Genomic DNA, 21,478 nt, shown 5'->3' with positions numbered 1-21,478 from the left:
CCGGGTCGTCTTTTCGGCGACGCTTGACCCGCGGCGTGCAACTCGCCCGTCGCGCCTCCGGGAGGTTTGATGATGTTGATGGAGATCGGCCAGGCGATGTGGGGCACCGCCGCACATGCCGTGGATGCGATCGCCCTCGCACCCACACCGGGAGCCCCACCAGAGACGATCAATACCAACGCCATCTTGGAGTTCTTCGGGACCAAGATCGTTCCGATCCTCCTGGCGGTGCTCGGAGTGATCTTCATCGGCCGGGCCAGCAAGGGCGAGGTGTCCCGCGTCCTCACGAGTTCCGCGATCGCGATCATCGGCATCGCCTTCGTGCTCGGAGCCGGCGCGCTGTTCATCTTCGGCGGGCAGCTCGTCAAGCTGATCTTCCCTGGTCAATAAGGACAGGCCCCAATGCGCCTGCGCACCGACGACGACATCTACCGGGCTCGGCTGGTCTACCTCGGCCCGCCCGGCTACACGCTGCCCGTCCAGCTGCCGTATGCGCAGTACGGGGTGTTTGCGCTGATGGTGCCGTTGTTCATGTTCATCCGCTACCTGATCACGCTGCACGTCGACTACTTCCCCGCCTACGAGATCGCCCTAGCGATCGTGGCGACGTCGCTGATCTTCCGTTACGTCGACCCCGATCGACCCGCCCGCATGGTGGTCCGCACCGCCCTGACCGACTGGCGCCACACTCGCGAGCCCAGCTCCGAGCAGCGCGACGCCCGGCTGGTCGGGTCCAAGGTGCGCATCCGCCCGGAACTCACTGGTGATCTCGTATGACCAATCCACCTCCCCGCCAGTCCGGGGGCTCTCCGGACCGCACGGACATCGATGATGACGCTGCGCAGTCGACCGACTACGATGGTGGACTTCGGGCCGTAGCCGAGGGCGGCCGCGTCGCCCAGTTCCGCGGCACCGGCCCGGCCGCCGCCCGCGGCAACGGCCAGGCGCCCGCGCGCGGCAACGGCCGTCCGGTCGACTCGCCCTTCCTGGGACTGTTCGAGGAGCCGCCCGGCGGCAACGGTGGCGGTGCGGGCGGCGAGCGCCAGCGCGCGCTGGAGCCGACACCGACCCGGGCCGAGTGGGTGCAGCCGGTCTCCGGCATTCCGATCTCGGCCGCGCCCGCCTCCGGCGCGCCGCGGGCCCCCGAGGACCTGCGGGCGCCGAAGCGGGCGATCCCGCGCGGCGGCCCGACCGGCGACCCGGCCCGCCCGAACGGGGAGCGGCACGTCACGCGCCCGGCGATCACCGACCGACCGGCAGTGAGCGACCGACCGGCGGCCGGCGCACTCGGGGAGCGGCCGACGGTCAGCGACCGGCCCGCCTATGACAACTGGACCGAGACGCCGACCCGGCCCGCCGGTCGCGGCCGGCCCGGGTCCGGGTCCGGTGAGCACCCGCCGCTGGTCGACCGCGGTCCCTACGGCGGGCCCGCGGCGCCGCGGCCGCCGGAGTGGGCTCCGGGCGGGCGTGGGGGCTCAGGGAGTACCCGCAAAGCCGTCACCACGGCGCCGCCATCACCGCCACCGACGCGACGAGCCGCGCCGGCCCGCAGTGTCCCGGTCCAGCAGCCACCGCGCCCACCGCGGGTCCAGCCACCACCGCAGCGGGGCCGCAAGACGCCCCTCGACCGGACGCCGCGGCCGAAGCACAAGGACCGCAGCGCCGCGATCGACCTGGCGATCACCGAGATCGCCGGGCACCTGACGTTCACGCCCAACACGGTCACCGCGTGGTACTGGCTGCCCGAGGTGCGCTGGGCGTTCCGTCCGGACGCCGAGCGGGAGGCGCTGCTGTCGGCGATCTCCGAGCAGTACGCGGGCCTGGCCGGCTTCCGGCTGCACCTGCGGCGCACGACCCGCCCGTTCCCGGCCGACCAGTGGGCCCGCGTGGTCGACGGCAACACGCCGCACCCGCTGCCCAGCGCCGGCGGCCCGACCTGGACCGACCACCTGGTCGCCGCCCAGAAGCACCTGCTGCAGATCAACCACGCCGAGGGCCAGACCTACCTGGGCATCGCCTTCGCCCGCCGCACCCTCGGCGACACGTTCGCCGAGCGCATCGGCGCGCTGTTCAAGCGGGGCGTGGCCGACGCCGAGCGCCGCCGCATGGCCCGCACCGTCGAGCAGTTCGACGAGGTCCTGGGCGCCTTCGGCATGCGCGGGCGCCGGGTCACCGCGTTCGAGCTGGAGTGGCTGCTCTACCGCTCGGTCGCGCTGTGCATGTCGCCGCCCGGGCACATCAACTCGCTCGAAGGCTCGTGGGACCGCGGCGACCTGCTCGCGCTGACGGAAGAGGTGGAGCGCTACCGCACGCCCTACGGCTCGACGGTCAAGCTCGTCAACCGCCAGTCGGGCGAGGAGCGCCACGTCGCCGTGCTCACGGTCGGCCGCATGGAGCCGCTCGAGATCCCCGAGCGCCACGAGCCCTGGCTGCACTTCCACGAGCGCATGCCGTGGCCGATGGAGCTGTCGTCGCGGATCGACATCCTGGGCCCGGGCGACTCGTTCCGCAACCTGGAGCACCGCCTGCGCCTGATCCGCTCGCAGCAGGCCGACTACAGCGAGCACGGCATGGACGCACCCCCGGAGCTCGAGCGCCTGGCCAAGCGCGCCCTGACCATCGGCGACGAGATCAGCACCGGTCTGCCCGTCGACTCGTCCCGCGCGCACGGCTGGCACCGCATCGCCGTCGGCGGCCGCACCCGCGAGGAGTGCCTGGAGCGGGCCCGCAAGATCACGCAGATGTATTCGCGCGAGATGCGCGTGGCCCTGCAGCACCCGAAGAACCAGGACTGGCTGGCCCGCGAGTTCATCCCCGGCGAGCCCCTGGCCAACACCGGATACCTGCGCCGCATGCCGGTGAAGCTCTTCGCCGCGGCCCTCCCCCAGGCCGCGTCGACGGTCGGCGACCGCCGCGGCGACCTCATCGGCCGCACCGCCGGCACCTCCCGCCGCCCGGTCTTCCTGGACCTGCACTTCCCGATGGAGGTCCGCGAGCGCTCCGGCCTCGCCGTCTTCGTCGCCGAGCCGGGCGGTGGCAAGTCGACGCTGATGGGCGCCCTGGGCTACCTGGCCGCCCGCCGCGGCGTGCAGGTCACCCTGCTCGACCCGTCCGGCCCGCTGGCCCGCCTGTGCCGCATGCCGGAGCTGGCACCGTATGCGCGGGTCCTCAACCTGACCGGCTCCGAGCAGGGCACACTCGCGCCTTATGCGCTGATCCCTACCCCGCAGCGCGGACATTATGCACCGGGCCCCTCCGGCGACCGCGAGTTCGAGATCGCCGTCTCCAACGCCCGCGCCGAGCGCCGCATGCTCGTCCAGGACATCTGCCAGATGCTGGTCCCACCCCAGGTGGCCCGCGAGGCATCGACCGCGACGATGCTCCGCCACGCCGTCCGCCAGGTCCCGGCCGAGGAGTCCTCCACCCTCGAGGACGTCATCCGGGCCCTGCGCGACACCGGCGACCACGACGCGCTGGAGCTCGGCAACCTCCTCCTCGACACCGCCGAGATGCCCCTGGCCATGCTGTTCTTCGGCTCCCCACCGGCCGGCCTGCTGGGCGCCGACGCCGCGCTGACCGTCATCACGATGGCCGGCCTGCGCCTGCCCGACCTGAAAATCGAGCGCGAATACTGGTCGGCCGAGGAGTCCCTGGCCCTCCCGATGCTGCACACCGCCCACCGCCTGGCCGTCCGCCGCTGCTACGGCGGCGACATGTCCCAGCGCAAACTGGTCGGCCTGGACGAGGCGCACTTCATGGAAGGCTGGCGCTCCGGCCGCTCCTTCCTGGTCCGCCTGGCCCGCGACTCCCGAAAGTGGAACCTGGCCGCGCTGGTCGCGTCGCAGAACCCGAAAGACATCCTCGGCCTCGACGTGCAAAACCTGGTCTCGACCGTCTTCGTCGGCCGCATCGCCGAAGACACCGAAATCGCCGCCGAGGCGCTGCGCCTGCTGCGCGTCCCCACCGACGTTGGCTACGAGCAGACCCTGGCCGCCCTGTCCCAGGTCGACACCAGCTCGTCATCGCGCCTCGGCTTCCGCGAGTTCGTCATGCGCGACGTGGACGGCCGCGTGCAGAAGGTACGCGTAGACGTCTCGTATGTGCCGGAGCTGCTGCGGTACCTGGACACCACACCGGGCGGGGTACCGAGCGGCACGGCGGTCCGCGGCGAGGTCGTGGACATCCACCCTGACGACGACGCGGAGGACGATCGGTGAGACGCCTACCCGTGTACGTGGCCGTGGTCCTCGTCACGGCCCTGGCCACCCTCTTCGCCGGCCCAATGCTCCCCGCCTCCGCGTCCCCAGCCACTTACGCCCCGGGCGACAAGCTCTGCAGCATTGAAGAGTGGAAACAACTGGGTAACTTTGATGACTGCGCCGCCAGTCTGAAAAGTGATATTGCGAGCAAGGCCAGTTGCTTGGATGCGCCGATCCCTGACAGCCCGGACGCAGGCATGGCTGGCTGGTTTGCACAGCATCCGTCCGAAACGGTGCGCGACAGCATCATGGGCCGGTACGGAAGATATGGTTTCGCTGGATACGATTTCAACACATACGACCTCAAGTGCGCAGCCACGGTGACGAACCCCAGTGCTGAATTCGAAAACACCGTCGCAAACGGCGAATTTGTCATGGCGACATCGATCATTGGCGCATCGAATGCATTGCGGGAACGCGCCTGGGACGCCTCGTACATGTGGGGCTGGGCAGACCCAATGGTCGACCGAACAACTCAAGCTATTTACGACCGAGTGTTCACACCATTTGGTGCTATAACGCTCGCGATCGTAGGCCTCTACCTTCTTTGGAGATCGCGGCAGTCCGACATGTCCAACGCCATGACAACTGCGGGCTGGGCCGTCTTCGTCATGGTCCTCATGAGCGCTTTGGCCGCTTGGCCAAGCTGGTCTGCACACCTCGCAGACAGAACGCTTACATCGAGCCTCGGGCTGATTCATGACGCCGTGGGTCCTCCGGCGGAGGAAAACAATGACAACTCGCCACTATGCCAACGACATCCCGACGCATGCGTTGACCACAGAACCCCGGCGCTACGCGCCAGCGACGCTGTGACCGACGGGTTGCTCTATCAGAACTGGCTGCGCGGCACACTTGGGTCAGCAGACAGCGAGACAGCCGAGAAGTATGGCCCGGCGCTGTATGATGCAAGGTCTTTTACATGGGCCGAAATCGACGAAATTCGGTCATCCGAGGCAGCCACTCGCGCGAGAAACGAAATCCACGCGGCCCAAGGCGAACCCCTGGAAACATCCAGCGTCCGAGCCCAGAAAATGCAGCAGAAGGGCGACCGCTGGAAAGAGATAGCCGAGCGGATCAGGATTGAGGACCCCGAGGCATATCAGCACTTGCAAGGTACTAAGGGTATGGACCGCATCGGTGCGGGATTCCTCGCAATTCTCTCTTCCCTTTTCTTCGCGTTGTTCGACCTAACGGCATCGGTGCTGGTCCTGCTTGGGTTCCTGCTCTTCCGTTGGGCGGTCATCGCCGCGCCGATGCTCGGCACCATTGGGCTTCTGCGACCGGCCAACGCCGGTCTCCGGCGACTGGGCAACGCCGTCATCGCGGCGATCTTCAATATCATTATCTTCGGGACCGGATCAGCGGTTTATCTGTTCGCTGTTTCCCAGATCCTGACGGCTGCACTAGCCCCCTGGCTGCAGGTCGTGCTGATCTGGCTCACCGGCGTCGTCGGTTGGCTCCTGCTGCGGCCCTACCGGCGGATCACGCAGCTCGGCGGGAAAGACTCGACGCGGGCGATCACCTCTGCCGGTGGCTGGCATCGGCTGTTCATGCGAGACGTGCGGGCGGCTGCGGCGCTGAAAGTGGTCGAGGCCGGGGGAACCAAGGAGCCGGGGCCGCAGCGCGCAGGCGGGAGCGTGCAGGCTTCGCAACGACCCGAGGTACGCAGCGAGGACACCGTCTCAGCCGGGAGCGGCGCCGGAGTTCCGGTGGAGCGGCCCGAGACCAGCGAAAGCAAGAGCGGCGCCGGACAGCAGCGGGCCCGGCGACGGGATTCGACGTGGGAGGAGCCCGATCTGCCGGCCGAGGGCGCTCCGTCGTACTCGATCTATCGGCCGGATTCGGACCAGTCCACTCGGTCTACGACCGGGCGCGGGGGCGCTCGCCGGCCCGAGTCGGCGAGCCTGCCGGGGTAGGCGGCGATGCGGACGGTCCTGCGGTTGCTCGGGACGCGGTACGGCATTGCGTTGGTTCTGATCGTGGTCGTGCTCGTGATCGTCACGCTCGGGCGGACCGTATTCGACAACGGGCGCGGGGATTCCGCCAGCAACGCGGTCGGGCCGACCGTGGAGCCGGTGCCGACCTCGGCTGATCCCTACAGCTCGCTCGGGGACGACGGGGTCGACGAGTCGGTCGCGCCCGGGCCGTCGCCGAGCAAGGGAGCCGCCGACGCGGCGACCGTGGCAACTCGGTTCGCCAACGCGTGGCTGCGCAAACCAGGGGTCACCGGGGATCAGTGGCGGGCCGGGCTCAAACCGGACGCCTCGACGGACCTGATGGCATCACTCGCCCACACCGATCCCGCCGACGTGCCGACGGCGACCATCACCGGGCCTGCGCAGCTGCAGGCCAACGGTGCGACGACCGTGGCCCGGATCCCAGCGGAGGGCGGGACGATCGTGCTCGGGCTGCAGGTCACGGGCGGGCGCTGGCAGGTCACCTCGCTGGACTGGGAGACGGCGTGAGCGACAGCGGCGATTTCGACGAGCCGAGGAAGCGCAGGTTCATCGGCCCCGCGCTGCTGGCCGTGGTGTGCTCGGCGCTGCTACTGGTGTGCTGCGCGGGCGCCGCGGTGGCGTTCTTCTTCGACGCGAAGCGCAACACCCAGACTTACGACACCGGGTGCGGCAACGGCCAGCTCGTCAATGCCGCCGCCGGCCTGCCGAGCCACCGTGAACTCTCGGAGGAGCAGGTCCGCAACGCCGCGGTTATCGTGCGGGTCGGGCAGGACCTGAAGGTACCGCCACGGGGATGGGTGATCGCGGTCGCCACCGCCATGCAGGAGTCCAGCCTGCACAACCTGCCGAATCTCGGCGAGCGCAACGACCACGACTCGCTCGGCCTGTTCCAGCAGCGGCCGAGTACCGGGTGGGGCACGCCGGAGCAGATCATGGACCCGCAGTACGCCGCGCGGAAGTTCTACGAAAAGCTGGTGACGATTTCCGGCTGGGAGCGGATGAGCCTCACCCAGGCCGCGCAGGAGGTACAGCGCAGCGCGTACCCGGACGCGTACGCCAAGCACGAGCAGCTCGCGAGCACGGTCGTCAACTCACTGACCGGCGGTGCCGCGCGGGCGGCCGCCGGCAAGCCCGACTTCCAGTGCGTCAGCGGCGAGCAGATCGCGGCGTCGGGCTGGACGGCCCCGGTTGGCGGCGAGGTCGGCTCGGGCTTCCGCACCGCCGACCGCCCCACCCACCAGGGTGTCGACCTCATCGTCCAGCGCGGTACCCCGATCCGCGCCGCCGCCGCCGGCATCGTGGTCAAGGCGCGCTGCCAGGCCCACCTGGCCAACGGCACCGACTGGGGCTGCTGGCGCGACGGCTCGCCCTCGGTGCTCGGCTGCGGCTGGTACGTGGAGATTCAGCACGCGAACGGGTACCTCACGCGATACTGCCACATGGTGAAGCAGCCCAGCGTCGTCGTCGGTCAGCACGTCGCGCCGGGGCAGGAGATCGGGTTCACCGGCACAACCGGCCACTCCTCCGGCCCGCACGTGCATTTCGAGGTCCATCTCAACAGCGATCCGAGCAGCAACGGGGCGATCGACCCGGTGCCGTTCATGCAGCGCATGGGCGCACCTCTGGGAATGAAGCCGTGACCGACTTACCCGGCGACTCCGACTTTCCCGACTGGGACCTGCTGGCCGGCGATTCGGCGAGAACACCGGCCGGCATCGAAATGGTCACCGCCTCGTCATTGCGCGACCTCCGCGGCCGCCGCGCCGTCGTCGGCGTCCCCGGGCTGGGCTGGCGGGCCGACATCCGCATCGACAACGTGGTCGTCCAGGCCAGCCGCACCTACGTGCCGGCGTTACCAGAGCAGGAGTGGTATCGCGCCGAGTCCGAGCAGACCGAGGTGTTCGCCCCGCTGGTGCCCCTGGAGCGGGTATGGGTCGAACGAGTTTCAAGCACGGTCACGGCGCCAGCGGACCTCACGCTCGTGTCGCTCGACGCACCGCCAGGGCGGCCGCCACGACCGGCCCGCGACGTCAAAGCGATCACCGGCCTACGGGTCGTCCGGGTGCCCGGCCCTGAAGACAAGACCGGCCGCGATCAGCGTGACCTACGCGCCGTCACCGAGGCCTACAACAGCGCCGAGGGCGACATCTGCATCCGGGTTTGCCGCGAGCTGGAATGGTACCGGTGGGCGTGGAGCGGCCAGCCCCCGAAAACGCTAGAGGTTCCTATCCACCTGCTCTGGGCGGAATAGTCTTCAGTTCAGACGGTGCGCGCCACAAACCCGCCATCCGTCCTCATGCACCAGGTCAAAACGCCAGCGTTCTTTAGCAAAGTTCGCATGGTTTTGTGGTCCAGAGGTCAGGGCAAGGTCGGTCTCGATCTCGGCCCTGTCTTCCGACGGATACTTGAAATCGAGCGCGGACGCATGGGCCTCGATCGCCTCGTCAGGCTGGGATTTGCTCGCATTCAACACGCTGACCAGCTCATCGAACTCGCCGAGGTTCGGGGACCTGCAGACTAATTGCTGAACACGTTCCGGACGGGCTCCGTTGAAACGCGCGTCAAGGAACCCTTCAAGCGCTCCATCTGGCGTATCTGTGTTCGGCTTTGTGGCCTTGTCGTAGTAGACGTAGCCGGACACCACGCCGGTGATCGAGATGAGTACTGCGATGCCCAACAGCGTCCACAAAACCGTGCGCCGGGTGCGTTTGCGTTGTTTCGGGTCCTTCGCGGCAGGAGGAGGCGGCGGAGGCGGTCCCGGTCGGGGGCGTCCCAACGGGGCGTCCTTGTCGATGATTTCGCCCTCGAGGACCTCGCCCTCGCCGCCCGACCGTGACCGCGGTATCGACCGCCCCTGGTCCACGCCCGGCTCGTGAGGAATCGATGGGTCCACGCCCCAAAGGCTAGCGGCCGAGCGCCCGAGCGGCACCATCCCGCGCCGGGAGGATCCGGGGGCAGCCCCGCGAGCAGGCACGATGCGCGAGCCCCAGTGTGCCTGCTGACGAGAATGGCCGTCTGCGTTACCGTTCCCGCATCTGCTTGGATCGGAAGGGGCACGGTGGCACGCCTGCGGGCACGGATCGAGCGAGCGGCTGCGCAGCATCGGCACACCGCTGCGCTGATCGCCGCCGCCGGGCCGATCCTCGAGAAGTACTCTCCCAACGCCGCCCCCGCCGAGCAGTACGCCGAGCAGCATGACCTGGCCGCGAGCCTGCGGGCCAATGCGGCGATGCTGGCGCCGGGGTGGCTCGGGGCGCAGCTGGACGCGATGGCGCCGGCCACGCCGCTCGGGGGGCCGTTGCCGCCGACGTTCGTGCGGGTCGGGCAGGCGCATCCGTTGGACGACGCGAGGTTTCCGGTGATTGTGCCGCTGCTGCGGGCCGGGCACATCGCGATCGACGCCGACGCCCGGGATCCGCGGGTGGCGGGGCTGCTGCGGAGCCTGGTGCTGCGGCTGCTGGCGTCGTCGCCGCCGGGGTCGGTGCGCATCCGCACGGTCGATGCGGTTGTCGACGGGGCGACATTCGGATGGTTTACCGGCATCGATTCGATCATGCCGCCGCCCGCTACAGACATTCAAACGCTTCGGGGGGTACTGGACGAAGGTGAGCGATGGCTGGCGGCGCGAAGTGACGGGCCGACGCCGTCGCCGACGCTGTTGCTGGTCATCGCCTCGTTGCCGGAGCTCACCGAGGGGCGCGACCTGGCCCGGATCGCCCAGCTGGCCCACGCCGGGCCGGCCGGGCGGCTGCACCTGATCGCGGCGGGCTGGCCGCCGCCGCCGTTGACGCAGGAGACCACGCAGGCGCCGTTGCCGCACGCCACGCAGATCGCGATCCGCAACCCGCACGCCTGGGTCGGCGATCCGCCCGGGACCACGTTCTCCGGGACCGGCACCGGGCCCAGCCGGCTCAACGCGCCCGTCTACCTAGACCCCGACCCGCCCCTCGAGCTCGTCCGCCGCGTCTGCGCCCAGCTGAGCGGGCCCTGGACGGCGCCGCCGGCCCCGGTCGGCGAGGCCAGCCGGACGGCCTGGCTGGAGTACGTGGCGGCCGGGCAGCGCCTCGACGCCGTCCGGCGTGAGGTGATCGCGGTCGTGGCCGAGCACAAGTCGGCGCTGAAGGCGGCGCAGCAGGACCTGGTCGCGATCCGGGCCAAGCTCGCCCACCACGAGGCCTACCTGACCGAGGTGGCCGGGGAGGCCGGCGGGCGCCCGCTGGAGCTGCGACCGGCGTGGCCGGAGGTGCAGGCCGCCCACGCCGCGCTCACGGGGGCCGGGCAGCCGGTCGATCCGCGCCGCGGCGCCCCGATGGCCCCGCCTCCGCCGCCGTCGGCCGCGCTCATGGGCGGCTCGGGGGCCTGGCCGCAGGGGCAGCGCATCCTGACCACCCCGGTGAGTGCGCCGCCGCGGCCGCCGATGAGCGTGCCGCCGGTGTCGGGGGTGCCGACGTCGGCCATGCCGGGCACGCCCGCCGTGGCCGGTGCTCCGCGGGCGCCCGCGACCGGTGGCTATCCCCTCGTGGCCCCGCGCAGCGCACCGCCCACGCAGCACACCGGATCGATCCCCCGGGTCCCGATCAGCGGCGTCCCCGTCTCCGGCCCGGGCGGCATCGTCGGAACCGGTGTCGTAAGCCCCCTCGGCATGCCCGTGCCGGAGTCGATACCGGGCCGGGTCGCTACGGCCCTGCGCATGTCCGCCGCCGGTCTGAAGCGCTCTGAGGCGGAGCTCGCGGCGCCCGGGCGGCAGGCGGCGTCCAATCGACGGGTCTGGGTCAACGCCGGCGTCTACTTCGCGTTCGCGTTGCTGGCCGCGATCGTGCAGATTCCCGCGCTGCTCGCGAGTGAACGGCTGACCGGAGCGGGCCTGCTGGCACTTCCCTGCGCTTTGGTACTGCCGGCCCTCTCGTTCGGCCTCGGCTGGCTCACGATCGGCGCGATGACCCGCAAGTCGACGTCCCGCACACCGGCGCTGGGCATGGTGATCAGCCTCCTCGCGCTGGTCCCCGTCCTCGTGTTCGGCGGCGTGATCCTGTTCTTGTAGTCAAAGAGAAAACTCCCTGCGACCGAACCGGCCACAGGGAGTACCAATGCGAAATCTAACTATGGATGATCAACGCCATGGCCTCGGAACGGGTCTTGGCGTCGTCGCGAAGGATGCCGCGCACCGCCGAAGTGATCGTGCGGGAGCCGCCCTTCTGAATGCCGCGCATCGACATGCACATGTGCTCACACTCGATCACGACGATGGCGCCGCGCGGCGTCAGCTGGCTCATGAGCAGGTCGGCGATCTGTGACGTCAGGCGCTCCTGGACCTGCGGGCGCCGCGCGTACACCTCGACCAGCCGGGCCAGCTTCGACAGGCCGGTGATGCGGCCGTCGGTGCCGGGGATGTAGCCGATGTGCGCGACCCCGTGGAACGGCAGCAGGTGGTGCTCACACATCGACTGCACCTCGATGTCCCGCACGAGCACGAGCTCCTCGTGGTCGGCCTCGAAGGTCGTCTTGAGCACCTGGGAAGGGTCGACCCGCAGGCCGGCGAACAGCTCGGCGTAGGCGCGGGCGACCCGGGCCGGCGTCTTGCGCAGGCCGTCGCGGTCGGGGTCCTCGCCGATCGCCACGAGGATCTCGCGGACCGCGGCCTCGATGCGCTTCAGGTCGACGTTGCGCTCGACCTCGACGCCGCCGAGCTTGCCGCTGACCAGCCGGGCCGCGACGTGGTCCAGCTCCCGTTCGGCAACGAGCCCGGCACCGTTCTCATCGGTGTCGGGCTCGGTGCCGCTGAACTCGCTCAGTGTGTGCCGTCCGGGGTATCGCCGCCGCCGATGCGGACGTGGTCGTCCCCACCGAAGCCGCTCGGCTGCCCGACCTCGGAGCCGTTGGCCCCGTTCTCGCCGGTCGCGCGCCGGCGCCGGCCGTTGCCGTTGAAGGGCGCCATCGGGGCCCGCTTGACCACGCGGGCGCAGATGCGGGTCATGTCGGCCTGGGTGATGGTCTCCTTCTCCATGAGCTCCTCGACGATGTTGTCGAGGACGTCACGGTATTCGACCAGGATCTCCCACGCCTCGTCGTGCGCGACCTCGATCAGGCCCCGCATCTCGCCGTCGATCTCGGCCGCGACCTTCTCGGAGTAGTCCCGCTCGTGGCCCATCGTGCGGCCCAGGAACGGCTCGCCGTCGCCGGTGCCGTACTTCACGGCCCCCAGCTTGGCGCTCATGCCGTACTCCGTGATCATCGACCGGGCGAGCGCGGTCGCCTTCTCGATGTCGTTGCCGGCACCGGTGGTCGGCTCGTGGAAGACCAGCTCCTCGGCGGCCCGACCGCCCAGCGCGTAGGCCAGGGTGTCGATCATCTCGGAGCGGGTCTGCGTGTACTTGTCCTCGGTGGGCAGGACCAGCGTGTGCCCCAGCGAGCGGCCGCGGGACAGGATGGTCACCTTGTGCACCGGCGCTGAGTGGGGCAGCGCCCAGGCGACGAGCGCGTGACCGCCCTCGTGATATGCGGTGACCTTCTTCTCGTGCTCGCTCATCACGCGGGTGCGCCGCTCCGGGCCGGCGATGACCCGGTCGATGGCCTCTTCGAGGTAGTCGTTGGTGATGGCCCGCTTGTCGTTACGGGCGGCCAGCAGCGCCGACTCGTTGATCACGTTGGCCAGGTCGGCACCGGTGAAGCCGGGCGTGCGGCGGGCGACCGAGTCGAGGTCGACGTCGGGCGTGAACGGCTTGCCCTTGGCGTGCACCCGCAGGATCGCCTTGCGGCCCTCCATGTCGGGCCGGTCGACGGCGATCTGCCGGTCGAAGCGGCCGGGGCGCAGCAGGGCCGGGTCGAGGATGTCGGGCCGGTTGGTCGCCGCGATCAGGATCACGCCGCCCTTGGTGTCGAAGCCGTCCATCTCGACGAGCAGCTGGTTGAGCGTCTGCTCGCGCTCGTCGTGGCCGCCGCCCATGCCGGCACCGCGGTGACGGCCGACGGCGTCGATCTCGTCGACGAACACGATGGCCGGCGCGTTGGCCTTGGCCTGCTCGAACAGGTCACGGACGCGGGAGGCACCGACACCGACGAACATCTCGACGAAGTCCGAGCCGGAGATCGAGTAGAACGGCACGCCCGCCTCGCCGGCGACCGCCCGCGCGAGCAGCGTCTTACCGGTTCCGGGCGGCCCGTAGAGCAGCACGCCCTTCGGGATCTTCGCGCCGAGCGCCTGGTATTTGGCCGGGGCCTGCAGGAAGTCCTTGATCTCGTGCAGCTCCTCGACGGCCTCGTCCGAGCCGGCCACGTCGGCGAACGTCGTCTTCGGGGTGTCCTTGGAGATGAGCTTCGCCTTGGACTTGCCGAAGTTGAGCACCCGGGAGCCGCCGCCCTGCATCTGCGACATGAACAGCAGCAGGAGGACCACCAGCACCGCGATCGGCAGCAGGTTGATCAGCAGGCTGATGAAGATGTTGTCCTGGGTGACGTTGACGTCGTAGTCGCCGAGCTTCTCCTGCGCCTTCAGGTTGCTCAGCTCGGTCTGCAGCTCGTCGGCGCTCTGCGAGGAGAACTGACCCTGGATCTTGTTGGTCTCCTGGCCCTTGACCTTGATCTTCGACTTCAGATCGAGGTTGAGCGTCTGCTCCTTGTCCTTGATCACGGCCTTGCTCGCGTTGCCGCTGCGAAGCTGGTCGAGCACCAGAGACGTGTCCGCCTTGGTGTAGCTCGGGCCGGACGTGAAGAAGGAACTGAGCACGATGGCACCGATGATCACCAGAAGGATCCAGACCACCGGCCGGCGGAACAAACGGGTACGTTCCATGTTGTCGTCGGACGCACTCGGCGCCCGGCCCCTCCATCCGTAAGGCCGTCGACCACACCGGACCCACTATTCCGGTGCGGTGCCGAAAGCGCCGCCAAGGTATGGGCTCAGTTGACGCTTGCGACCATTTGACGGTACACCGTGGCACCGACAGTCGCGGATCGGCGTGGGCCGAGGAGGAAGGGCTCTCAGCAGACTCTCAGGAAAGTTCACCTGAGAGCGACCGCCGGGCGGCGGCGCGCCCGCGGCAACCCGGCCTCAGAACCGCACGGTGGCGGGCCGGCACCGCTCAGCCGCGCCTGCGGCGACCCGGCTCAGACCCGCACGACAGCGGGCCGGCACCGCTCAGCCGCGCCTGCGGCGACCCGGCTCAGACCCGCACGACAGCGGGCCGGCACCGCTCAGCCGCGCCCGTGGCGACCCGGCCTCAGACCCACACCATGGCGGGTCGGGACCGCTCAGCCGCGCCCGTACACCGAAGGCTTCAGCACCCCGACGAACGGCAGGTCACGGTAGCGCTCGGCGTAGTCGAGACCGTATCCGACCACGAACTCGCTGGGGATGTCGAACCCGACATATCGCACCGGGATGTTGACCTTCAGCGCGTCGGGCTTGCGGAGCAGCGCCACCACGTCGACGCGGGCCGCGGACCGGCTCTCGAGGTACTTGAGCAGCCAGGACAGCGTCAGCCCGGAGTCCACGATGTCCTCGACGACGATCACGTGCCGCCCGGCGATGTCGCGGTCCAGGTCCTTGAGGATCCGCACGACCCCGGACGAGGTCGTGCCCTGCCCGTAGGACGACACGGCCATGAACTCGAGCTCGACGGGGGGTCCGACCCGCCCGAGCGCCCGCGCGAAGTCCGCCATGAACATGACCGCGCCCTTGAGCACGCCCACGAGCAGCACCGACTCGGCGTCGGCGAAGTCGGCCGCAACCTGCTTGGCGAGCTCCGCGGTCTTGTCGCGGATCTGCTCCTCGCTGACGATCACGTGGTCGATGTCGGACGAATGCCAGGTGGTGCCGTCGGCCATGCGACAAGCCTGCACTATCGGCGAGGCCGGTTCGACGGGGGGTCGCCCTGGTGAGAGCCTGGTCTCGCGGCTTAATCCGGGCTTAATACCCGGCCGCGCAGCCGTCCGCGCGGGGTTCCGAGCCGGCCACGTAACCGTCCGTAGTCCGCCAGATCGCCTGTCCCATTCCGAACACGTCCGGCGAGGCCGCCACCGACACCGAGTGACCGCGCCGTCGCAGCTCGTCGACGGAGCCGGCCAGTTCGGGCTCGAGCGTCACCTCGAAGCCCCGATCCCAGTACCACCGCGGCCGATCCAGCGCCGCCTGCGGATCCAGCCGCGCGTCCACCGTGGAAAGCACCACCTGGACGTGCCCCTGGGGCTGCATGTGCCCGCCCATCACCCCGAACGGCCCGACCGGTGCGCCATCTCTGGTCAGAAAAGCCGGAATGATCGTGTGGTACGGCCGCTTCCCCGGCCCGACCACGTTCGGGTGACCCGCGGTCAGCTCAAACCCGGCGCCCCGGTCCTGCAGCCCGAACCCGGTCCCCGGCGGCACCACGAACGACCCGAACCCCATGTAGTTCGACTGGATGAGGCTCACCATCCGCCCCGCGGCATCGGCCGTACACAAATACACGGTTCCGCCCCGCTGCGGCTGCCCCGCCCCGTACTGCCCGGCCCGCTCCCCGATCAGCGCCCGCCGCCCCCGCAGGTACCCGGGTTCGAGCAGTTCCAGGACCGGCCCGCCGACGTCGGGATCGGCGACGAACGCGTGCGCGTCCGCGAACCCGAGCTTCATCGCCTCGATCTGCTCGTGCAGCGAGGACGCTTCGTAGCCGTCGAGCACACCGAGCGCGATGAGCGCCGCGATCCCCTGCCCGTTGGGTGGCAGTTCCCAGACCTCGTGCCCCCGGTACGCCACGGAGATCGGCTCCACCCACTCGGACGCGTGGCCGGCCAGGTCGTCAGCCCGCAGCAGCCCGCCGGTCCGCTCGGCGTGCGCGACCATGGCGGCCGCCGTCTCCCCGCGATAGAAGTCGTCACTTTCGGTACCGGCGATGCGACGCAACGTCCGTGCCGCCTCCGGGTTCGCCCACCGCTCCCCGGCCCGCGGCGCCCGCCCACCGAACGTGAACACCCGCTGCCACTCCGCGAACTCCGCCCCCACGAGCCCCGGATACACCCGCTCGGCCGCCACCCGCCACGCGTCGGCAGTACGCGGCGACACCGGGTAACCGTGCTCGGCGTACAGGATCGCGTCGGCGAACAACTCGGCGAACGGCAGCGACCCGAACCGCGCATGCAGATCCCGCCACCCACCCGGCGCCCCCGGCACGGTGACCGACAGCCACCCCCGATCGGGCATGGCTCCCGACGCCTGCTCGAGCACCAGCTCCCGCCGCAGCAGCCCCGGCGACCGCCCGGACGCGTTCAGCCCATGCAGCCGCTCCCCGTCCCAGACCAGCGCGAAGAGATCCCCGCCGATGTCATTCGACCCGGGCTGCACCACGGTGAGCGCGACGGCCGCCGCAATGGCCGCATCCACCGCATTCCCACCCCGCCGCAAGATCGCCAGCCCGGCCCCGGCCGCAAGCTGCTGGCTGGTCGCCACCACTCCGCGAGGAGCAAAGACCGAAGAGCGTCGGATTTGGTACCCCATGTGCCCGCCCTCCACCACAAGTCCCCGACCGCCAGTTGGCAGTGGACCACCGATCGACCACGAGAACCACCCCCGCACCACAACCCGCGGGTCCAACGGCGGCGTCGCGTTGACGACAACGACGGCGGCCGGCCGAACCGTGCTGACAACCCGCGAACCAGCCGGGGCCGGCACACGACCGCGACGCGCCTCCCACACGGCGCGGCGCGGAGGCGAGGCCAAGCGACGCGGCGACGGCGACCGACGGCAACCGGGCCACGTCAGGCGGGTCGCGGGCGGCTCGGTCTTCAGCGACCGCCCTGCAGCCGCCCGTCCGCGCGCCCCACCGAGATCCCCCCAGGAAGGGCCACAGCGCCCTGCCCATGCCACCGAACGATCAGCGCATCAAGCGCATCAACGTGCCGCAGCGCAAGATCCGTCCCCGGCACGCCGAGCCGCAGCGCCCAGGCGTGCAGCACGCGTGTACGGATCGCCGCCGCCATCCGCCCCAGTTCCACCACCGACAGCCCGCCACCATCGCTGAGCGCCTTGTCGAGGGCGTCAGCGGCCAGCCGATCCAGATATTCGGAGTCGGCCGCGACCAGCCGAGCGGTACGCGCCAGGTTGTCCACCACTCCCGGCCCGAGCGCCGCGACGAGGGGCCGAACCCGAGCCCGCGCGTAGGAGTCGTCGACGTTGTGCGGGTCCTCCCACACGGTCAGCCCGTCGGCCGCGCAGGCGGCCCGGGTCTCGGCCCGCCCGATGTCGAGCAGCGGCCGGACGAACACCACCCCGTTGCGCACCCGCCGCTCCGGCATCCCGGCCAGCCCCCGCGGCCCCGACCCGCGGGCCAGCGCCAGCAGCACCGTCTCGGCCTGATCGTCCCGGGTGTGCCCGAGCAGCACCATCGCGGCCCGATGTTCAGCGGCCGCCGCCTCGAGCGCCGCGTATCGGGCCGCCCGGGCCGCCGCCTCGGGTCCTCCCGCCGCCCCGACGCGCACGGTGCGCACCTGCACCGGCGCAAACCCCTGGCCCACCGCCCAGTCCCCGAGCTCGGCCGCCCGATCCCCGGACCCGTCCTGCAGCCCGTGGTCCACGGTCACCAGCCCGCAGCGAACTCCCATCCGCCGCGCCACGAACAACGCCGCCACCGCCAGCGCGAGCGAGTCCGCCCCACCCGAGCAGGCGACCAGCACCGTGTCCCCGGCGGATACCCCACTCCCCGAAGCCGAACTCCCGACCGGCGACGCAGCACCCTGGCCGGCCTTCGCCGAGGCCGGCTCCGGGGCCCGCGGCAGTTCCGCGGACGCCGCCGGCCGGGAGCCCGGAGCCAACTCACCATCACGCTCCGAGCCGCAGTCCCCCGCCACCCGCAACGAGCCGTTCAGGCTGCGCCGCACCGCGTTCCGTACCGCGGCCACCGCCGGCGCCAGCGCAGCCACGCGATCAGCCGCTCCCGACAGGCCGAGCCGGCCCCTGGCCGTCAGCGGCCGCGCTGCTGGAGGAGCGACGATCGTCCGAGTCCGTCGCCGCACCCGCGTCCGCAGCCGAAGCCGCATCCAGGTTGGACGGCGAGGCGGCACCGGTCGTCTCCGCGGCGGCCGCCGCCAGATCGGAGTCCGCCACCGACGGCGAAAAGTCACCGACCGCCTCCGGCTCCCCGTCCAGATCGGAAGCCGACCCGTCAATGAGCCCAGCCGCCCCAGCGGTGTCCGCATCCGCCGAACGCTCAGCGACCCCCATCGCCTCACCGGGCTCAAACGCCCCGATCGGCTCCGGAGCGTTCACCGCGGCGGCCCCCGGCTCGATCTCGGCCGGCTCATCGTCGACGACACCGGCAGCGACCGGCTCAGTGGCCGCGATCTCTTCGACCGTCAGCCCGGCCACCTCGGTCGGCTCGGCCACGCCGGCCTCCACCGGCGCCGCGTCCACCGGCTCGGGAACGACGGCGACCGGCGCCGAGTCGTCCTCCGGGTGCGGTGCGGCAGTGACCGGCTCATGCGGTACCGACGAGGGAGCAACAGCAACCGTGGACTCCTCCGCCACCAGGCCCGCCACCGCGGTCGCCGCCGCGACGCCCGCTTCCGCCGGCGACTCGTCCACCGGCTCGGGCACGGTCGCGACCGGGGCCGGCGGCTCCGAGACGTGCGGCGGGGCGGCCGGAGCCGGCGGCGGGACCACCGTGGCCGCGCGGGCGAGGGCGCTCGCACCGAGGACGCGGACGATCCAGGCGTCGGGGTCGGAGAGCTCGTTGAGGCGCGGGATGGTCAGCGGTGACTGCCAGATCCGGTTGAAGCTCTGCATGCCGACGCGTTCGACGACGGCGTGGACGAACTTGCGACCCTCGGCGTATTGCCGCATTTTCACATCGACGCCGAGGAGCTTGCGCAGCACGCGGTCGAGCGGGTTGCCGGCCTCGCGGCGGCGGTTGAACTTGCCGCGGATCTCCTCGACGCTCGGGATGACCTCGGGGCCGACGCCGTCCATCACGAACTCGGCGTGGCCCTCCAGGACGGTCATCAGCGCGGTCAGGCGGTCGAGGACGGCCTTCTGCCCCGGCGTCTGGACCAGGTCGAGCACGGAGACGCGGCTGTCGGGGTCGCGCACGATGTCGGCCATGGCGGTGATGCCGCGGCGGACCCGCTCGGCGAGCTGGTCCTGGTTGAGCTGCGACGCGTCGACGAAGGCGCCGACCTCGCCGAGGAAGTAGCCCCGCATCCACGGCACGGCCGTGAACTGGACGCGGTGGGTGACCTCGTGCAGGCAGACCCACAGGCGGAAGTCGCGGGAGTCGGCGCCCAGCTTCCGCTCGGCCTCGACGATGTTGGGCGCGACCAGCAGGAGCTGGCCCGGGTCGGCCGAGAAGACCTCGTATTGCCCGAGGACCTTGCCCGACAGGTAGGCGAGCACCGTCCCCGCCTGCACGCCCGTGAACCGCGAGCCGATGGCCCCGACGATCGCACCCGGGGGCTTGCCGCCCGCGAGCCGCTCGGCCAGCGGCTGGATGACCTCACGCAGCCCGGCGATGTTGGTGGCGGCCCAGTCGCGACGGTCGACGACGCGGACCTCCGGGCCCTGGATCATGGCCTTGAGGCCGGTGAACTCCGAAACGTGTCCCGTAGCCTCGTCGGCGAGGCCACGCAGGTCCGTGACGGCTTCCGCCGCCTCCTCGTACGACACCGCGGGGCCGCTCTTGCCCAGCGCCGCGGCGGTTGCTGCGGCCAGATCCCAATCGACGAACTGCGCCATGAACCAAAGGTACCCGCGCGCGGCCACCGTCGCTGGAGGTGGAAACCCTGAGTACACCCTGATCGACGCAGGGTGACGGAGCCTTAGCTCAGTGGCACCCACAGGCGGCAAGAGCTGCGGCGACGCGGTCGAGCGCAACGACGGCCTGGTCCGCGTTCGTGGTCTGGTCGGCCATGAACGCGAACGCGAGCATGCGCCCGTCGGCGTCGACGACGACCCCGGCCAGCGAGTTCACGCCGGTCAGCGTCCCCGTCTTGGCGCGCACCAGCCCCGCCGCCGCGCCGCCCTGGTCCGCCTTGAGAAACCGGGTGGTGAGCGTGCCGGAGTACGCCGCGACGGGCAGCCCGCTGAAGATCGGATGCAGGTCGCCCCGGTCGGTCCGCGCGGCCGTCGCCAGGACGGCGGTGATCAGGGCCGGCGAGAGCTTGTCGCTGCGCGAGAACCCGCTGCCATCCACCAGCCCGAAGCCGGTGACCGGCAGGCCGAGCTCCTCCAGGACGCTCTTCGTGGCCGCGGCCGCGCCCTCGAACGAGGCCGGCTGGTTCTTGGCCAGCGCCACCTGCCGCGCGAGGGCGTCGGCGAGCACGTTGTCGCTCTCCTGCAACATGAACTCGACCAGCCGCGACATCGGCGCCGACTCGACCTTGCCCAGCTCCTTCGCACCCGGCGGCGCGGTACCGGCCGCGACCGCGTTCGCCGACACACCGAGCGCGCCCGCGAACGCCTGGGCCGCCTGCAGGTCGGGCTTCGGGTACCGCTGCGAGTATTTCTGCTGTTTCTGCCGCCCACCCTCGGTCATGATCGGCGTTATCACGGCCCCCGAGCCGCCGGTGATCGCGTCCGGGTCCCAGCCCGGCCCGGTGCCGGAGCCGGTGTAGACGGACACGTCGTAGATCACCTTGGTCGGCGCCTGCCCGCCGAGGGCCTCCTTCACCTGCTTGGCGAGGTCGTCGATCCGGGCCGCACCCGGGTAATAGGACGTCGGGAACACCGCCAGCGTCGGATCGCCCCCGGCCACGAGGACCACTTCACCGGCCTGCGCACCCGCGACGACCTTGGTCGGGATCCGATACGCGGGCCCCCGCGCGGCCAGCGCCGCCGCCGCCGTCACCAGCTTCGTGGTCGAGGCGGGCGTCATCGCTGCGTCCGGCTCCGAGGTGTAGATGGTCTGCCCCGTCGACACGTCCACGACGGAGGCGGTGATGTGCGGCCCGAGCTGCGGCACGGTCAGCAGCGGCCCCAGCGCCGACGTGACCCCGGCCTGCGTGGGCAGCGGCGAGTCGGCGTTCGTGGCGGCGAGCACGGCCGGCGGCGCCTTCTCCGGCGTACCGCTCTTCCAGGCCGTCTTCTGCCCGGCCCCGAGCCCGAGCGCGTCGACGATCCCGGTGCCCGCGAACACCGACGCCAGGGCGAGAACGAGCGCCACGACCACTACGATGACGGCGGCGATCAGCCCGGCCCGCCCGCTTCGCTGTGGCATTTCACTCGCCACGTGACCCTCCCCGTGTTGCCTCACCGTGCCGTACGCGAGACTAGTGGCAGGCGCAGCGGTGCGAGGGTGAGGA

At 70.8% G+C, this 21,478-nt stretch carries 15 protein-coding genes and 1 pseudogene; 8 read left to right on the top strand and 8 right to left on the bottom strand.

The window, feature by feature from the left end; translation table 11 throughout:
* The first annotated feature begins 69 nt into the window (after positions 1–69).
* The 7 genes from ACIA8L_RS01965 (at position 70) to ACIA8L_RS01935 (ending at position 8,471) form a co-directional block, all read left to right on the top strand.
* Positions 70–390, top strand: a complete 321-nt coding sequence (locus tag ACIA8L_RS01965) for a hypothetical protein (protein ID WP_395899436.1) — start codon at positions 70–72, stop codon at positions 388–390.
* Between the two features lie 12 nt (positions 391–402).
* A complete protein-coding gene (locus tag ACIA8L_RS01960) occupies positions 403–777 on the top strand; it encodes a hypothetical protein (RefSeq protein WP_395899435.1) in 375 nt (124 codons plus the stop codon).
* Positions 774–4,217: an ATP-binding protein gene (locus ACIA8L_RS01955; RefSeq protein WP_395899434.1), complete on the top strand. Its 3,444-nt coding sequence runs from the start codon at positions 774–776 to the stop codon at positions 4,215–4,217. Before ACIA8L_RS01960 ends, ACIA8L_RS01955 begins: the two co-directional genes overlap by 4 nt.
* 65 nt (positions 4,218–4,282) lie before the next feature.
* Positions 4,283–6,178, top strand: coding sequence for an MFS transporter (locus tag ACIA8L_RS01950; RefSeq protein ID WP_395899433.1), 1,896 nt, complete (start codon positions 4,283–4,285; stop codon positions 6,176–6,178).
* 6 nt (positions 6,179–6,184) lie between these two features.
* A complete protein-coding gene (locus ACIA8L_RS01945) occupies positions 6,185–6,727 on the top strand; it encodes a hypothetical protein (protein ID WP_395899431.1) in 543 nt (180 codons plus the stop codon).
* The gene (locus ACIA8L_RS01940) at positions 6,724–7,860 is read left to right on the top strand and encodes a M23 family metallopeptidase (protein ID WP_395899429.1); all 1,137 of its coding nucleotides are present in this window, start codon (positions 6,724–6,726) and stop codon (positions 7,858–7,860) included. Before ACIA8L_RS01945 ends, ACIA8L_RS01940 begins: the two co-directional genes overlap by 4 nt.
* A complete protein-coding gene (locus ACIA8L_RS01935) occupies positions 7,857–8,471 on the top strand; it encodes a hypothetical protein (RefSeq protein WP_395899427.1) in 615 nt (204 codons plus the stop codon). The genes ACIA8L_RS01940 and ACIA8L_RS01935 overlap by 4 nt, the downstream gene beginning before the upstream one ends.
* Positions 8,472–8,474: 3 nt before the next feature.
* Here the strand turns inward: ACIA8L_RS01935 and ACIA8L_RS01930 are convergent, their stop codons facing one another.
* Positions 8,475–9,113 (bottom strand): hypothetical protein, encoded by a 639-nt coding sequence (locus ACIA8L_RS01930; RefSeq protein WP_395899425.1) that lies wholly within the window; start codon positions 9,111–9,113, stop codon positions 8,475–8,477.
* Between the two features lie 165 nt (positions 9,114–9,278).
* Between ACIA8L_RS01930 and ACIA8L_RS01925 the strand changes: the two genes are divergently transcribed.
* Positions 9,279–11,261: a hypothetical protein gene (locus tag ACIA8L_RS01925; protein WP_395899423.1), complete on the top strand. Its 1,983-nt coding sequence runs from the start codon at positions 9,279–9,281 to the stop codon at positions 11,259–11,261.
* Between the two features lie 55 nt (positions 11,262–11,316).
* On the opposite strand, the gene folE is transcribed toward ACIA8L_RS01925, so the two are convergent.
* The 7 genes and pseudogenes from folE to dacB form a co-directional block, all read right to left on the bottom strand.
* Complete coding sequence (folE, locus tag ACIA8L_RS01920; RefSeq protein ID WP_395901667.1) at positions 11,317–11,943, bottom strand: GTP cyclohydrolase I FolE; 627 nt, start codon at positions 11,941–11,943, stop codon at positions 11,317–11,319.
* A 65-nt stretch (positions 11,944–12,008) separates the two neighbouring features.
* Positions 12,009–14,009: an ATP-dependent zinc metalloprotease FtsH gene (ftsH, locus tag ACIA8L_RS01915; RefSeq protein WP_395899421.1), complete on the bottom strand. Its 2,001-nt coding sequence runs from the start codon at positions 14,007–14,009 to the stop codon at positions 12,009–12,011.
* Between the two features lie 458 nt (positions 14,010–14,467).
* A complete protein-coding gene (gene hpt / locus ACIA8L_RS01910; RefSeq protein ID WP_395899419.1) occupies positions 14,468–15,043 on the bottom strand; it encodes a hypoxanthine phosphoribosyltransferase in 576 nt (191 codons plus the stop codon).
* A gap of 82 nt (positions 15,044–15,125) precedes the next feature.
* On the bottom strand, positions 15,126–16,685 hold the full coding sequence (locus tag ACIA8L_RS01905) for a gamma-glutamyltransferase family protein (protein ID WP_395899417.1): 1,560 nt from the start codon (positions 16,683–16,685) through the stop codon (positions 15,126–15,128).
* Positions 16,686–16,972: 287 nt separating this feature from the next.
* Entirely contained in the window at positions 16,973–17,860 is an 888-nt protein-coding gene (gene tilS, locus ACIA8L_RS01900) for a tRNA lysidine(34) synthetase TilS (RefSeq protein WP_395901665.1), read from the bottom strand.
* A 1,012-nt stretch (positions 17,861–18,872) separates the two neighbouring features.
* Positions 18,873–19,913: pseudogene (locus tag ACIA8L_RS01895) on the bottom strand (zinc-dependent metalloprotease); the annotation flags it as partial.
* A gap of 88 nt (positions 19,914–20,001) precedes the next feature.
* Positions 20,002–21,393, bottom strand: a complete 1,392-nt coding sequence (gene dacB, locus ACIA8L_RS01890; RefSeq protein WP_395899415.1) for a D-alanyl-D-alanine carboxypeptidase/D-alanyl-D-alanine-endopeptidase — start codon at positions 21,391–21,393, stop codon at positions 20,002–20,004.
* Positions 21,394–21,478 lie beyond the last annotated feature (85 nt).

The organism is Dactylosporangium sp. NPDC051541, from assembly GCF_044454505.1.
GTDB lineage: Bacteria > Actinomycetota > Actinomycetes > Mycobacteriales > Micromonosporaceae > Dactylosporangium.
This window is presented reverse-complemented; position numbering and strand designations above follow the sequence as displayed.

Excerpts from the sequence above, each read along its gene's own strand:
- ACIA8L_RS01965 (WP_395899436.1), top strand. The coding sequence starts at position 70 with ATGATGTTGATGGAGATCGGCCAGGCGATGTGGGGCACCGCCGCACAT.
- ACIA8L_RS01945 (WP_395899431.1), top strand. The coding sequence starts at position 6,185 with ATGCGGACGGTCCTGCGGTTGCTCGGGACGCGGTACGGCATTGCGTTG.
- ftsH (WP_395899421.1), bottom strand. The coding sequence starts at position 14,009 with ATGGAACGTACCCGTTTGTTCCGCCGGCCGGTGGTCTGGATCCTTCTG.
- ACIA8L_RS01955 (WP_395899434.1), top strand. The coding sequence starts at position 774 with ATGACCAATCCACCTCCCCGCCAGTCCGGGGGCTCTCCGGACCGCACG.
- ACIA8L_RS01960 (WP_395899435.1), top strand. The coding sequence starts at position 403 with ATGCGCCTGCGCACCGACGACGACATCTACCGGGCTCGGCTGGTCTAC.
- ACIA8L_RS01950 (WP_395899433.1), top strand. The coding sequence starts at position 4,283 with ATGCTCCCCGCCTCCGCGTCCCCAGCCACTTACGCCCCGGGCGACAAG.
- dacB (WP_395899415.1), bottom strand. The coding sequence starts at position 21,393 with ATGCCACAGCGAAGCGGGCGGGCCGGGCTGATCGCCGCCGTCATCGTA.
- ACIA8L_RS01905 (WP_395899417.1), bottom strand. The coding sequence starts at position 16,685 with ATGGGGTACCAAATCCGACGCTCTTCGGTCTTTGCTCCTCGCGGAGTG.
- hpt (WP_395899419.1), bottom strand. The coding sequence starts at position 15,043 with ATGGCCGACGGCACCACCTGGCATTCGTCCGACATCGACCACGTGATC.